14 protein-coding genes and 1 tRNA gene are annotated in these 14,324 nt (G+C 66.5%); 8 read left to right on the top strand and 7 right to left on the bottom strand.

The annotated features are described in order from the left end of the window. Positions 1 to 149: 149 nt before the first annotated feature. The 5 genes from ggt to rsmD form a co-directional block, all read right to left on the bottom strand. Entirely contained in the window at positions 150 to 1,874 is a 1,725-nt protein-coding gene (gene ggt / locus FOF45_RS11850) for a gamma-glutamyltransferase (RefSeq protein ID WP_158985108.1), read from the bottom strand. Further along, positions 1,874 to 2,128 (bottom strand): YfhL family 4Fe-4S dicluster ferredoxin, encoded by a 255-nt coding sequence (locus FOF45_RS11845; RefSeq protein ID WP_158985106.1) that lies wholly within the window; start codon positions 2,126 to 2,128, stop codon positions 1,874 to 1,876. Before FOF45_RS11845 ends, ggt begins: the two co-directional genes overlap by 1 nt. A gap of 152 nt (positions 2,129 to 2,280) precedes the next feature. After that, the gene (locus tag FOF45_RS11840) at positions 2,281 to 2,772 is read right to left on the bottom strand and encodes a hypothetical protein (protein ID WP_158985104.1); all 492 of its coding nucleotides are present in this window, start codon (positions 2,770 to 2,772) and stop codon (positions 2,281 to 2,283) included. Positions 2,773 to 2,834: 62 nt separating this feature from the next. Further along, positions 2,835 to 3,338: a pantetheine-phosphate adenylyltransferase gene (coaD, locus tag FOF45_RS11835; protein WP_158985102.1), complete on the bottom strand. Its 504-nt coding sequence runs from the start codon at positions 3,336 to 3,338 to the stop codon at positions 2,835 to 2,837. A gap of 7 nt (positions 3,339 to 3,345) precedes the next feature. Continuing rightward, on the bottom strand, positions 3,346 to 3,999 hold the full coding sequence (gene rsmD, locus FOF45_RS11830) for a 16S rRNA (guanine(966)-N(2))-methyltransferase RsmD (RefSeq protein WP_158985100.1): 654 nt from the start codon (positions 3,997 to 3,999) through the stop codon (positions 3,346 to 3,348). 64 nt (positions 4,000 to 4,063) lie between these two features. Between rsmD and ftsY the strand changes: the two genes are divergently transcribed. Genes ftsY through FOF45_RS11810 form a run of 4 tightly spaced genes read left to right on the top strand, consistent with a single transcriptional unit; the run spans position 4,064 to position 7,885 of the window. Beyond that, entirely contained in the window at positions 4,064 to 5,266 is a 1,203-nt protein-coding gene (ftsY, locus tag FOF45_RS11825) for a signal recognition particle-docking protein FtsY (protein ID WP_158985098.1), read from the top strand. 17 nt (positions 5,267 to 5,283) lie between these two features. Beyond that, positions 5,284 to 6,546: an AsmA family protein gene (locus FOF45_RS11820; protein WP_158985096.1), complete on the top strand. Its 1,263-nt coding sequence runs from the start codon at positions 5,284 to 5,286 to the stop codon at positions 6,544 to 6,546. After that, positions 6,543 to 7,610: an A/G-specific adenine glycosylase gene (mutY, locus tag FOF45_RS11815; protein WP_158985094.1), complete on the top strand. Its 1,068-nt coding sequence runs from the start codon at positions 6,543 to 6,545 to the stop codon at positions 7,608 to 7,610. The genes FOF45_RS11820 and mutY overlap by 4 nt, the downstream gene beginning before the upstream one ends. Before the next feature lie 2 nt (positions 7,611 to 7,612). Continuing rightward, positions 7,613 to 7,885 carry an oxidative damage protection protein gene (locus FOF45_RS11810; protein WP_158985092.1) on the top strand — a complete coding sequence of 91 codons (273 nt, stop codon included), beginning with the start codon at positions 7,613 to 7,615 and terminating at the stop codon, positions 7,883 to 7,885. Here the strand turns inward: FOF45_RS11810 and FOF45_RS11805 are convergent, their stop codons facing one another. Then, complete coding sequence (locus FOF45_RS11805) at positions 7,886 to 8,326, bottom strand: DUF6491 family protein (RefSeq protein ID WP_158985090.1); 441 nt, start codon at positions 8,324 to 8,326, stop codon at positions 7,886 to 7,888. A gap of 184 nt (positions 8,327 to 8,510) precedes the next feature. Between FOF45_RS11805 and FOF45_RS11800 the strand changes: the two genes are divergently transcribed. Continuing rightward, positions 8,511 to 8,586: transfer RNA gene (locus tag FOF45_RS11800), tRNA-Phe, on the top strand. 1,564 nt (positions 8,587 to 10,150) lie between these two features. Here the strand turns inward: FOF45_RS11800 and FOF45_RS11795 are convergent. Further along, complete coding sequence (locus FOF45_RS11795) at positions 10,151 to 11,002, bottom strand: hypothetical protein (protein ID WP_158985088.1); 852 nt, start codon at positions 11,000 to 11,002, stop codon at positions 10,151 to 10,153. 684 nt (positions 11,003 to 11,686) lie between these two features. Here FOF45_RS11795 and FOF45_RS11790 point away from each other — a divergent pair. The 3 genes from FOF45_RS11790 to FOF45_RS11780 all read left to right on the top strand — a co-directional run bounded on the left by FOF45_RS11790 (position 11,687) and on the right by FOF45_RS11780 (position 14,323). Then, positions 11,687 to 11,866: a hypothetical protein gene (locus FOF45_RS11790; protein ID WP_158985086.1), complete on the top strand. Its 180-nt coding sequence runs from the start codon at positions 11,687 to 11,689 to the stop codon at positions 11,864 to 11,866. A gap of 68 nt (positions 11,867 to 11,934) precedes the next feature. Next, the gene (locus tag FOF45_RS11785) at positions 11,935 to 12,420 is read left to right on the top strand and encodes an LEA type 2 family protein (protein WP_158985084.1); all 486 of its coding nucleotides are present in this window, start codon (positions 11,935 to 11,937) and stop codon (positions 12,418 to 12,420) included. 118 nt (positions 12,421 to 12,538) lie between these two features. Beyond that, complete coding sequence (locus tag FOF45_RS11780; protein ID WP_158985082.1) at positions 12,539 to 14,323, top strand: acyl-CoA dehydrogenase C-terminal domain-containing protein; 1,785 nt, start codon at positions 12,539 to 12,541, stop codon at positions 14,321 to 14,323. Position 14,324: the final 1 nt, after the last annotated feature.

The following is a 14,324-nucleotide window of genomic DNA, read 5'->3' as shown; positions in this document are numbered from 1 at the left end:
GGCGCCCTCTTTCCGTTGTCATTCCCGCGAAGGCGGGAATCCACGTCACCGTCGTAATCCTGCTTTCCGGAGAGCGTGATAGCCGGACCGTTGGATCCCCGCCTTCGCGGGGATGACAGCCCAGTCACGTGATGCGAGATGCGGAGCGCTCACGGCTTCACCAGCACATCCGCCTTGCCGACCGGATTGCGCGGATCGGTACCGCCTTCCAGCGTGTTCGTCCGCTTGTTCCAGGACACCGTCTGCAGGTTGCCCCAGGTCCGCTCGCCCGCGTTGACCTTGTGGCCCATCGCTTCCAGTGCCTTGACGGTTTCCGGCGACAGCGCGCCCTGTTCGGCGGTGATCACGTCGGGCATCCACTGGTGGTGGATGCGCGGCTTGGCGGCGACCTGCTGCGCGCTCAGGCCGTCGTCGTAGGCGAGGATGCCGATCAGCACTTCGGTGATGATGCGGCTGCCGCCGGGCGCGCCGAGCACGGCCAGTTCATCCTTGGATTCGATGAAACTGGGCGTCATCGAACTGAGCATGCGCTTGCCCGCCGCAGGTGCGTTGGCGGCGAATCCCATCACGCCGAACGCGTTGGGCGTGCCGGGACGCAGCGCGAAGTCGTCCATTTCGTCGTTGAGCAGCACGCCCGTGCCCGGCGCGACCAGCCCCGATCCGTACAGCAGGTTCACCGTCTGCGTCGTCGAGACGCGATTGCCTTCGGCGTCGAGGATGGAGAAGTGCGTGGTCTCGTCGTCCTCCAGCGGCGCCGGCTCGCCCGGCAGCAGATCGCTGGGCGTAGCCTTCGTCGGGTGGATGCTCGAACGCTGGCCGGCGGCGTAGTCGGCGCTGGTCAGTCGCGCGACCGGCATCTTCACGAAATCCGGATCGCCCAGGTAGATCGTGCGATCGCGGAACGCGCGTCGCATGGACTCCGCGATCAGATGCGTGCGCTGCGCTTCATCGAGCTTCGCCAGATCCCAGCCCGACAGCATCTGCAGCATCTGCGCGATCGCCACGCCACCCGACGACGGCGGCGGTGCGGTGGTGATGTCCCAGCCGCGGTAACGCAGGCGCAGCGGTTCGCGCTCCTTGACGCGATAGCCGCTCAGTTCCTCGGCGCGCCACTGGCCGCCTTCTTCCTTCACGGCGTCGAGCAGCTTGCGCGCGATTTCGCCCTTGTAGAAGCCATCGAAACCCTTGTCCGCCAGCAGTTCCAGCGTGCGCGCCAGGTCGGGCTGTTTCAGGATCTCGCCCGCCTTCGGCGGCGTGCCGTCGGCAAGGAATACTTCGCGCGTGCCGCGATAGCGTTCCATCACCTCGCGACGACTGGCGTAGCCGCGTTCGAGGCGCGGGTACACTTCGAAGCCTTCGCGCGCGATGCGGATCGCCGGCGCCAGCGTGGTCTTCAGCGGCAACCGGCCGTACTTCGACGAGACGTGCACGAGCGCGGCGGGGAGGCCGGGAATGCCGGCCGACCACGGGCCGTTGGTGGCGCGGTCGTTATCGAGCTGGCCGTTCGCATCGAGGAACGCCTGCGGCGTCGCCGAAGCCGGCGCGGTTTCGCGCGCATCGACGAACACGTCCTTGCCGCTCTTCGCATCGTGCAGCAGGAAGAATCCGCCGCCACCGATGCCGGAGCTGATCGGCTCGACCACGGCGAGCGTCGCCGACACCGCGACCGCAGCGTCGAAGGCGTTGCCGCCCTGGCGGATCATCTGCATGCCGGCGTCGGTCGCCAGCGCGTGCGCGGAGGCGATCGCCGCGCCCGGCGGCCGCGCATTGGCGGACTGGGATTTCGGTGCCGCCTGGAGCGGGAACGTTGCGCTGATCAGCAGGCTCGCGGTCATCGCGCCGGCGATCGCCAGCGCACGCAACGTCATTCGCATCAGGTGCTCTCCTGCTGCAGCCGAGCCAGCTTGGCCAGCAGCTGTTCGTGGGTTTCGGGATGGTCCGCGTCGGGGTCGATGCACTCGACCGGACAGACGACCACGCACTGCGGTTCATCGAAATGGCCGACGCATTCGGTACAGCGCGCCGGGTCGATGACGTAGATCGTCTCGCCCTGCGAGATCGCCTGGTTCGGGCAGGCCGGTTCGCAGACGTCGCAGTTGACGCACAGCTCGTTGATCTTGAGCGACATGGTTGCATTGTCGCATGCCGCGGCGCGATCCAGCCCGGGCTGCGCGGACACAGTGTCCTGTCGCGAACCCCGCAAAAGGCAACGGGCCCGCGATGCGGACCCGTTGCGTCACTCCGTCCGGGCATGGTCGCCAGGCGACCATGCAGGGGAGATCACTTGGCTTCGATGAACTCGTACTTGGCGCCCGACGGCTCGACGGCGGCCTTGACGCGATCGCTGTCGGCCTGCGCACCGATGAACATCACGCGCACGCCCTTCATCATGCCCGGCTGGGCCTGGGCGAACGAAGCGACGGCCAGGTCGGCCGACTTGGCCGAGTTCTGCGAGCCGTAGGCCAGCAGCGTGCCTTCGACGCCACCGCGGGCGACGTCGCCCTGCGCCTTCTCGAGCTGGCGGTCGTAGTTACCCTGGAAGTCGGCACCGGCCGGATCCGGCAGCGTGTACAGGTAGACGCTGGTCGCGCCTTCGATGTGGCGGTTGACGACCTGCGTCAGGTACGTGTCCCACGCGTTGCCGTCGTTGGTGGTCGGCGCGGCCAGCGGCGCCTGGGCAACGGCGGCGGTCTTGTCGTCCTGCTTGCTGCACGCGGCCAGCACGGGCAGCGACAGGCAGGCGATCAGCATCAGGCGGGTGGTGGTCTTCATCGGGTTCCCCTTGGTGTTATCGGTTGAGAGGTTGGTGAAGCATTCGATCCAGCCTGGCCGGATCAACGTGGGTTGCGTTGCCATTGCGCCTGCAACGCGGCTGCGACCGCCGGCGGCACGAAGCCAGAGACGTCGCCGCCGAGGCGGGCGATCTCGCGCACCAGCGAGGAGGAAATGAAGCCGTACTGTTCTGCGGGGGTGAGAAACAGCGTCTCCACTTCCGGGATCAGGTGGCGGTTCATGCTGGCCAGCTGGAACTCGTATTCGAAGTCCGAGACCGCGCGCAGGCCGCGCAGCAGCACGCCAGCGCCGACCTTGTCGACGAAGTGCGCGAGCAGGCAGTCGAAGCCGCGTACTTCCACGTGGGAGTGGTGGGCGACGGCCTGGCGGGCCAGTTCCACGCGCAGCTCCAGCGGCAGCGCCGGGCCTTTGCCCGGGCTCTCGGCCACGCCGATGATCAGGCGTTCGAACAGCGGGGCGGCGCGGTCGACCAGGTCGATGTGGCCGTTGGTGATCGGATCGAAGGTGCCGGGGTAGACGGCGATTCGGTTGCGGGCCACGGTCATTCTGGGATCAGGCACTTGCGCCGGAGTCAGGGCCGCCCGGCGAGGCCGGCAGTGTAGCAGCGGCCGCGCCGGCCCGGCGGTACAGCGCGTAGCGCACCTCGCGGGTGCGGCCTTCGCGGTGCAGGGCCCATTCCGCCGGCAGCGAGATCGCGGCCTCCAGAGGTGCCTCGACGTACAGCCATCCCCGTGGCGTCAGCGCCGTCGCCATGCGCGGCAGCACCACATCCCAGAGACCCTGCGCGAACGGCGGATCGACGAAGGCGATGTCGAAGCCGGTCGCGGCCGGTGTCGACAGCCATGCCTGCGCGTCGGCGTGGACGACGGTCGCGGCCTCACCTCCCTGCAGGCGCGCCGTCAGTGCGCGAAGGGCGGCGACCAGCGCGGGATCGCGTTCGACCAGCACCGCCGACGCCGCGCCGCGCGAGACCGCTTCCAGCCCAAGCGCGCCGCTGCCGGCGAACAGGTCCAACACGCGCGCGCCGGGCAACACCGGCATCAGCCAGTTGAACAGGGTTTCGCGCACGCGGTCAGAGGTCGGACGCAGACCCGGCAGGTCGGGAACGTCCAGGCGCGTGCCGCGCCAGCGGCCGCCGATCAGGCGGACCTTCCCGACCGCACGCGTGGCAGCCGGCTGCGGCCGGCCTCGGGTCGGTTTGTTCATCGGGGTCGCGTGGGGGCCGGTGCTAGCATGTGCGCATTCTCGCGCATTCCCCCACGACGCCTCGATGCTCAGCTTTTTCCGTCGCAAGAAACCCCAGTCCCCGGCCGAATCGGCCAAGCCCGGGAGCGCCGAAGAGCACTACAGCGTCGAGGAACTCGCCGCCGCGTTCCCGCATCCCGAAGCCGACACCGCCCGCATCGAGCCGGTGATCGAACCCGCGCCGGCGACGCCCGCCGCCGAGCTCGAGCCCATCCCGGCCGAGGTGATCGCCGCCGCGCTGGACGTCGAACCGGTCGCGCCGGCTGCCACGTCTCCCGTCGTCGCGACCGAGACCGCACCGGCTTCCGCCGGCAAGACCGGCTGGCGCGAACGCCTGCGCGGCAGCACGTTCGCACGCAGCTTCAGCGGTCTGTTCTCGCGCCATCCGCGCCTGGACGACGACCTGCTCGACGAGATCGAGACCGCACTGATCACCGCCGACGTCGGCGTCACCGCGACGTCGCAGCTGGTCGAATCGCTGCGCGCGCGCATGAAGGCGCGCGAGTTCGCCGATGCCGGTGCGCTGCTTTCCGCATTGCGTTCGGAATTGCTGGCGATGCTGCGCCCGGTCGCGCAGCCACTGCATATCGACACCGATGCAAAGCCTTTCGTCCTGCTCACCGTCGGCGTCAACGGCGTCGGCAAGACCACCACCATCGGCAAGCTGGCCAAGCGCTTCAAGGACGAAGAACGTCCGCTGATGCTCGCCGCCGGCGACACCTTCCGCGCCGCCGCCGTCGCGCAGTTGCAGGCCTGGGGCGACCGTAACGGCGTGCCCGTGGTCGCGCAGGGACAGAACGCCGATGCCGCATCGGTCGCGTTCGATGCGTTGCAGGCGGCCAAGGCGCGCGGCACCCAGGTGCTGATCGCCGACACCGCCGGACGCCTGCACACGCAGCAGGGCCTGATGGCCGAACTGGGCAAGATCAAGCGCGTGCTGCAGAAGCTCGATCCGACCGCGCCGCATGAAGTGTTGATGGTGATCGACGGCACCACTGGCCAGAACGCGCTGTCGCAGCTGCGCCAGTTCCATGCCGCGGTGGGCGTGACCGGACTGGTCGTCACCAAGCTCGATGGCACTGCGAAGGGCGGCGTGGTGTTCGCGCTGGCGCGCGAGTTCGGCATCCCTATCCGCTACGCAGGCATCGGCGAACGTCCGGAAGACCTGCGCGTGTTCGACGCGGACGCCTTCGTCGACGCCCTGCTTCCCGAGTCCCTCGGCGCCTGACGCCGGCCGCCGTCCGCATGGCAGCGCCGGAACCCGCCCTTCCTTCGCGCCGCCGCCGGATCGCGCTCGTCGCGCTCCTCGTCACGCTCGCGCTTTTCGCGCTGGCGCTGCACTGGGTGTCGCGTCCGAGCCGCGTGGCCGGGCTGGTGCTCGCGCAGGTCGGCAACGCGCTGGGACTGGAGATCACCGCGAGCGGCGCCAGCGAATACCGCCTGCGCGGCATACCGATGCTTTCGATCCGCGACGTGGTCGCGCGCCAGCCCGGCGCGACGACACCGGTGCTGCGCGCCGAACGCATCCGCCTCGAACTGCCTTGGTCGACGCTGCGCGCGCGCGGCGCCGACCTGACCGTGCGCCGCATCGAACTGGATGCGCCTGAAGTCGATCTCGCTGCCTTGCAGCGCTGGCAGGCGACACGTCCGCCGTCCGAACCGCCGCGCATTCCGACGCTCACCGACGGCCTGCGCATCGTGCGCGGAAGGGTAATCGGCGATGGCTGGAACGTGGAAGCGATCGACGTCGATCTGCCTTCCCTCGCGCCGCAGCGCGCGGCGCACGCGACGCTGCGTGGGCGCATCGTCAGCGGAACCGTGCGCGTACCGTTCGACGTGGTCGCGGCAGTGACGAAACCCGCAGCGGATGCGGGGCTCGGCGTGCGCGGCAACGTGACCGTGCAATCCGATTCGTGGTCCCTGCCGATGACGGCGACACTGTCCGGCCGTCTGCACAACGGCGATGACGGCCTTGGACTCGACCGCCTGCGCATCGGCGCGAACGCCACCTACCGCAGCGGCGACACCACCCTGCCCTTCACTTGGGGACTGGCCGGCCGGCTGCGCGTGCACGACGGCGAACTGCGCCTTGCACCGCTCGGCGCCGTGGTGTGGGGCGGTGGGCCGGTGCCCAGCCTGGAGTCCTCCGGCGCGCTGGTGTTCGGCGACGCGTTGCGACTGGACCTGCGCGGCGCGCTGCTGGCGTGGCCGCGCGCTTGGCCCGAGCTGCCCGCACCACTGTCGCAATCGACCTCGCCTTTACCCTTCGCGCTCGCCTATCGCGGCCGCGCGAACCTGTCCGATCCAATCGCGCTGGAACTTCGTCGCGATGCGACACGCTTCGATGGACGCCTGCGTATCGACGACATGCTGGCGTGGATCGACGATTTCGATCGCGGCACTCCGCTGCCGCCGTTGCAGGGACGGCTGTCGTCTCCGATGATCGAGATCGCAGGCGCACGACTGGAAGGCGTCGAAGTGGAATTCAGCGAAGACGCGCTCCCATGATCCGAAAGCATGACGATTTCGCCACGCGCCTGCTGCGCTGGTTCGATGTGAGCGGCCGCCACGATCTTCCGTGGCAGCATCCGCGCACGCCTTACCGCGTGTGGCTGTCGGAGATCATGCTGCAGCAGACGCAGGTGAAGACGGCCGCTCCGTACTTCGAACGTTTCGTCGCGGCGCTGCCGACGCTGCGCGACCTCGCCCAAGCACCGCTCGATGACGTGCTGGCGCTGTGGTCCGGCCTGGGTTACTACGCTCGCGCGCGCAACCTGCATGCCGCCGCGATTCGTTGCGTCGAACTGCACGGTGGCGAGCTTCCGCGCGACCTCGATGCGCTCACCGCGCTGCCCGGCGTGGGCCGCAGCACCGCGGCGGCGATCGCGTCGCAAGCCTGGGGCGACCGCCATGCAATCCTCGATGGCAACGTGAAGCGCGTGCTCAGCCGCTATCACGGCGTGAGCGGATATCCGGGCCTGCCCGCGATCGAGAAGCGCCTGTGGCAGCTGGCCGAACAGCATGTCACGGGTGCTCCCGACGCGCGCATGCCTGACTACACGCAGGCACAGATGGACCTCGGCGCGACGTTGTGCACACGCAGCGATCCGTCCTGCGTGCTGTGCCCACTGCAGGACGATTGCGTGGCGCGCGTCGACGGTCGCGTCGCCGAGCTGCCTACGCCTAAGCCGGGCAAGACGCCACCACAGAAATACGCACACGTGCTGTGGGCCGAGGACGCGCAGGGGCGCATCCTGATGCTGCGTCGTCCGCCGACGGGCATCTGGGCCTCGCTGTGGACGTTGCCGCAGGCCGACGACGAGCCGCTCGCGCGCGACTGGTTCGAGCGGCATCTCTCGGGCGACTACGCGAAGGCCGAGGCGCTGTCGCCGATCGACCACGCCTTCAGCCACTATCGTCTGCAGTTGCAGCCACTGCGCTGGCACGGCACACGATTGCGCGCGCGCATCGGCGATAATGACGCACTCCGCTGGGTCGCGCGCGAGGAGCTGGGTTCGCTCGGCATTCCCGCACCGATCCGCAGACTGCTGGAAACCCGCACGGAAACCTGACCATGCCCCGCACCGTCCATTGCGAATACGAGAAGCGCGACACCGAAGGCCTCGACTTCGTGCCCTGGCCCGGCGAACTGGGCAAGCGCGTGTTCGCGCACATCGGCAAGGCGGCGTGGGCGGCGTGGCTCGCGCACCAGACCATGCTGATCAACGAGAACCGTCTCTCTCCCATGAACCCGCAGCACCGCGCCTTCCTCGAAGGCGAGATGGTGAAGTTCCTGTTCGGCGGCGATGCCGAGAAGCCCGCCGGCTACGTTCCGCCTGAGAGCTGATCAGGCCGTCTTGCCGCGTTCGGCCGTCTGCGCCTCGCGCTTTTCCTTCTCCGCCGCCCGCAGCGCCTTGGTGTCGACCGGGCGGATCTCGCGTATCCAGCACGGGATGTTGTTGGTCCCGCGACCGAGCACGATGACCTTGTCGAAGCGCGAGTACACGCGCCCGAACTGGTTGGTCACGGTGATCGCATTGGCGAAGTCGAGGTCGTGGCAGGTGGCCTGCAATTCGAGCAGGTAGACCTCGCTGGGACGCGTCCATACCGCCAGCGCGGTATTGCCCAGCGGCGTCCAGCCATCGAGCTGGCCGAAATACTGGAAGTTGTCGACGGGCGCGCCGGAGTGTGCGCGATACAGCGCAAGGCGATCGGCATCGCTGATGCGCGCGGTCGAACAGGCGCCCAGCACTACGGCGACCAGCGCGGCGAACGCGAAGGATTTCATTGGGGTTTTCATCGGAGCTCCCTGCAGCGCGAAGGCTGCGGCATCGAGTCTCGACGCCATCATGCGACCGCCCGGAACCACCCGCCACCGCAGCGCCCGAGGCCGTTCAGCGCACATCCTGCTTGCCATGTCCGGCGCCCCCCCGTATCATTCCGCTCCTCGCACGGCCTGCCCGTTGCGGAATGGCCGGGTAGCTCAGTTGGTAGAGCAGGGGATTGAAAATCCCCGTGTCGGGGGTTCGATTCCCTCCCCGGCCACCATTCAAAATTCCAAGCCCTGCAAAGGTTCCAGCCTTTGCAGGGCTTTTGTTTTGGGAGCCCCAAAGCTAAGAACTTCCGTATTAGCTTAAAAACACAGGGAAGCACTCCTTTAGATAGTCCCTGGCCGCCTCGATGGCGGCGACCTCGCGCTGTAGGCGATCCCGGTGACGCTCCGCCCACAGTTCGACGCCCCGCCGTCGGCCTTCTACCCCGCTGCAGGCCCGTGACCTCGGCCGCTGCTCGTACGGCAAGTGAATGTCCAACGACGCGAACAGCGCCGGTCCACGCTCACGGTCTGCCACGGGCGCGCGACCTCGACGCCGTCCAGCTTGTAGAAGGTGCGCGGCGCGTCGGTGATGGCGCTTCCGAGATGGGGCCACATGCCGGCATCGTACGTCCAGCCATGTCCACGTGATGCGACTCGACTTTAACCGGCATCCTCGGTCACTCGGTGGAAGATAGGCCAGCCCCCCCCCCTACGCGCCAGAATGCCAAGCCACTGCAGCACTCGGCCTACCGCAAGAACTCGTCTTGACTGCAAAGCTCGTCCCCCGGAACGGCTCGATATGGGTCCAAGTCGCTTAGACCCCTAACCGAAACGACCGCTGGGTTCACAACTTCAAGTTCGCGGTGCAGTGAGGCGTACACCTCCTCCGCCTTTGCGAGTTCTGTGTCAGACATTCCATGAGTGACGCTTGCCATCTCAGCGCGTAGCTGAAGGTTCGTCACGGGGGCATCAGTTGCTTGCCCAAGAAGTTCTTCAGCGACTTTGTAGTACGCCACCGAAGTACTTGAGCTTTTCTCGACTGCCTGCCGTAGGAAGGGGGTACGCTCAGGCGCAGAGGGACTCGGCGCATAAGCGCGCGCGAGCAGCAAGTTGGCCTGCAAATTCCCGCTGCGAGCCGCCTTCATCATGAAAGCCACGCCGTCTTGCTTATAGGCCTTAAGCTCATCAAGAACAGCTAATGTTTCGTTGGGGTTGAATGCTCTGCCTGCGCCGTATTGGACCATTGAGGCTATGTGTCCGCGATTCGCGGCTTGGCGCCACAGCTTTACCCTTTCATCAGCCCCTACGCTATCGAACCCCTCGCAATACTCGCCCCTAAGCTGAGCCATTTCAGAAATGGTGGAAAGTGTCTCGTTCTTGGCCGCCGACGTGGCAGGCCCTGGCTGGGACGCGCGCACTCTCTCGGCAACAGCGGAGAGGTATGCAGCTTGTTTTTCTGTCCCTGCACAAAACTCGAGTTCCAAGGCGAGTTGGCACGTAGCGCGCGCATCCCCCTCCTTGGACCTCTTTGTCAGCAAGTTCGAGATCTCTCGCAGAGAACGCCCCGTAGGCAATGGAACACTGTTCGAGCCCACGGGTGCAGCTTTGGCGGCAGCACTGACAACATCCGCACCAACCCGATTCTTCGGCAGACCACTTTCGCCCACGTCCTCCACCCCGCCGTCAGGCGGTTTCCTTCCGCAAGCGCAGATTGCAAGCATTGCAAGACCCAGAACTAGTACACGCATAGCGGCTCCGAGATGACGTCCCGAGCGTACGCTCGGGACGCCTGGCGACTTATTGAATCACGGTGATAGAGCAGTAATTTTCGTAACAGATCATTACCGTCCGGCCGGTACTGGCTCCACCGCGCGCATCGATGATCGGCACACCCATTCTCGAGAGATGCTCCATCATGTCGTTCAGGTCATCATTTGCATTTCCGCCAATAGGTTCTCGCATGCCCGTTTCGAAAACATACACCTGAGCGACTGCTTGGATCTTGCTGAGTGGAATCTTGTTGCCGTGACTATCACGCTCTGTACCCTCGATGCGCTCCCACTTTTTCGTAACCTTGTCACGCCGATAGAGACCGTTTGTTCCATCAGAAAAGTAGACGCGAACATAGATGTGGAGCGCACTAGGATTAAAGTAGTCACCCGAAATGCGTTCGAGACGGTCGTACGCCTCGTTCCAATAGTCAGCAGTCGAGTTGTTGTTGATGAACCCGTTAATTTGGCTATCGAAGTGCGACTCAGCAATTGCCTGAAAAATGTCGGATGGCAAACTGGGATCATTCGGCGGGATATGAAGCACCTCTTCTGATGCGGCGCGCATCCATCCCCCGACCTCCGATACTGCTGCGCTGATGTGCGCTTCGACCCCTACCTCAGCAGCCCACTCTTCAAATGGGTCGAACTCTGGGTTCCACTCTGGGGTCCAGTTGTTCATGTAGATGTACTTCCGGACCACGCCATTCCGGAGATCGACTACGTAAAGAGGACCTTGTTGAAGCATCTCTTTCGTACTGTGGTATGCGAGGTCGGCCATTTGTTCCGAATTGCATCCGTAACAAGCCTTGGTGATGGCACTCGCCTGGAACGACATTGCCATCAGCATCCCGCCCGCTGCTATGAGCATCTTCCGCATAACGATCCTTCGTTAGCCCCCCTTTAGGGCAGCAAGAACATATCAAAGTCACGACTGGAACTACTTGCGTGATGAGCATCGCATTTCCACGGCAGATCAGCCGGTCGTTGACGCCGCACAGTGGCGGTCTGGAGCTACGCCGGACGTGGCCGTGTGCCGCACGTACAGGCCGCCGTCCTCGACGTTGGAAGCGGATCTGGTCGCCTGGTGTAGAACTGCCAGCTGGTGCTGGCGGGAACCATCACACGATCATCCTTCCCAAGCGCTTCATCGATGTCGCGTGGGATGCCGGGCGAGTCATGCCGACCGCCGTAGTCCGCCGCTAAGTCCCGACTGCAGCTAGGAGCTCCGTCTCGTGGCGGTGGCGCTGCTGGCGGTGGTAGAGCGACCCGTCGCGCGCATACGTGAGGATGATGTCGGAGCTGGCGAGCACCGCCGAGGCCACACGGCAATCCAGCCCTTCCGGGGCGCGTAAGAAAATTCCTACCCCATTCCGCGCGCTTGCCCGATGGTGTTGCGCCGGGTTCAGGAGGGATTCTGATCACCGCCCCGGCAGCCCGGCCAATGCGCGAGCAAGGACGCTGCTCTGCAAGGGAAGATGGCCGTCACCGTGAGCGGGTGAACAGCTGGGCCGGGGCGCTTTCCTCCATCTCCATGCAGTGCAGTTCCCGGACGGACCACGCGATGGCATTGCCAGACGCCAGCGAGCACGCTTCGGCCCACGCCGAACCCCAACTTCACGGATACGGTCGCCTTTCGCGGCGCTCCCGCGCCAAGCGCGCCGCACTGCGCCAGGTGGCGGTGTGGACCGCCGTCGCGGCGCTGGCGCTGATCGCGCAGGCGGTCGCACCCGCGGCCACCTGATCCGTCGCGCCCTCCGGCGCCGCCATGCGCCGTAGTATCCTCGCCGTCCCATCACGATGGAGTCCGGCATGAAGGCGAGGCATTGGGCGCGTTGGTCCGCACTGGCGCTGGTCGTGCTCTGGCTGGCCGGATGCTCCAGCGGTCCGGCCCGTCGTGTGTCCGAGCCCTCCGCCCGGATCCAGCAGCTCACCGTGCGTGCCGACGGCCAGTGGTCGATCGAACTGCGCATCGAGAACTTCAGCAGCATCCCGATGCGCTTCGACGCGATCGACCTGCACCTGACGGTGGCCCAGCAGGGCGACGCCGGCCAGCTGCGCGCCCAGCCGGGCTTGTCGATCGGCCCCGAGTCCGCCGATGTGATCACCGTGACCCTGGCGCCACAGGCAGCCGGGAAGATCGCCGCCGCCGATGCACTGGCCTCCGGTCGCAGCGTCCCCTACACCCTGCGTGGCCGCGTCGACGCGACCCCCGACGAGGGCAAGCAGCGCGCCTTCGACATCGAGCGCAACAGCGTGCTGAGCCCCGCGCCGGGATTGCCCGGCGTCCTGCGCTGACAGCGGCTGCCACGTGACATCCGGACCGAAGCACCGGTATTTTTCGACTGGCCAGAAATCCAAACAATCGTTTGCTTGACTGGCCGCCACCACCCGACACGACCCGCGAGAACGACCCATGAGCACCTACAAGGCCCCTCTGACCGACATGCGCTTCGCGCTCTTCGACGTGCTCGGCGCGGAAGGCCATTTCCAGCGCCTGCGCTTCAGCGACGCGACGCGGGACGTGCTCGACGCCGTGCTCGACGAGGCCGCGCGTTTCACCGAAACCGTGCTCGCCCCGCTCAACGCGGTCGGCGACCGCGAAGGCTGCAAGCTCGACCAGGCCACCGGCCGCGTCACCACGCCGGCCGGTTTCAAGCAGGCCTACGAACAGTTCGTCGATGGTGGCTGGGCCGGCCTGACCTCGCCGACGGAGTTCGGCGGCCAGGGCCTGCCGCACGCGGCGGGCGTGCCGCTGAAGGAAATGATCGACGCGGCCAACCTCGCCTGGGGCAACTTCCCGCTGCTCTCGCACGGCGCCACCGAAGCCCTGCTCCACCACGGCGAAGCGTGGCAGCGCGAAGCCTTCCTCAAGCCGCTGGTCGAAGGTCGCTGGACCGGCACGATGTGCCTGACCGAGCCGCATTGCGGCACCGACCTGGGCCTGCTCAAGACCCGCGCCGAGCCCAACGACGACGGCAGCTATTCGATCACCGGCACCAAGATCTTCATCACCGCCGGCGAGCACGACTTCACCGACAACATCGTGCATCTCGTCCTCGCACGCCTGCCCGACGCACCTGCCGGCAGCAAGGGCATCTCGCTGTTCGTGGTGCCGCGCGAGCGCGTGGCGCAGGACGGTTCGATCGGCGAACGCAACGCGGTGCGTTGCGGCAGCCTCGAACACAAGATGGGCATCCACGGCTCGGCGACGTGCGTGATGAACTTCGACGGCGCGCAGGGCTATCTGGTCGGCAAGCCGCACAAGGGCTTGATGGCGATGTTCACCATGATGAACACCGCGCGCCTCGCCGTCGGCCTGCAGGGCCTGGGCCTGTCCGATCGCGCCCTGCAGAACGCGCTGCGTTATTCGCGCGAGCGCTTGCAGATGCGTGCGCTCACGGGCGCGAAGTTCCCGGAGAAGCCGGCCGACCCGATCATCGTCCATCCCGACGTGCGCCGCATGCTGCTGACCTGCAAGGCGCTGGTCGAAGGCGGTCGCGTGATGGGTTATGACGCGGCATTGCAGGTCGACATCGCGCATCACTCGCACGACGCCGCCGAGCGCGAGCACGCCGACGCGCTGGTCGGTTTCCTCACCCCGATCGTCAAGGCCTGCCTGACCGAATGGGGCGTGGAGTGCACGTACAACGCGCTGCAGTGCTTCGGTGGTCACGGCTACATCGCGGAGCACGGCATGGAACAGCTCGCACGCGATGCGCGCATCACCACGCTGTACGAAGGCACCACCGGCATCCAGGCGCTGGACCTGCTCGGCCGCAAGATCATGGCGATGCAGGGCGCGGGGCTGAAGGTGTTCCTCGCGCAGGTGGATCGCTTCTGCAATGAGCATGCGAACGATGCGGCACTGGCCGAGTTCATCGCCCCGCTGCGCGAGAAGACCGCGCAGTGGCAGCAGATCACCTTGCAGACCGGCAAGCGTGCGGCGGCGAATCCCGACGAGGTCGGCGCGGCGTCCTACGACTACCTGATGTATTCCGGCTATGTCGTGCTGGCGTACTGGTGGGCGCGCAGCGTCGCCACCGCCAATGCCTCGGCGCATCCGCAGTCGTTCAAGGACGACAAGCGCGATACCGCGCGCTTCTATTTCGCGCGCATCCTGCCGCGTACGCTTGCGCATGCGGCAGCCATCGACAGTGGCATCGCGGGTCTGCCCGAGCTCGCAACCGACGCTGGATGAG

Source organism: Lysobacter panacisoli (assembly GCF_009765165.1).
In the GTDB taxonomy this organism is placed as follows: domain Bacteria; phylum Pseudomonadota; class Gammaproteobacteria; order Xanthomonadales; family Xanthomonadaceae; genus Lysobacter_J; species Lysobacter_J panacisoli.
This window is presented reverse-complemented; position numbering and strand designations above follow the sequence as displayed.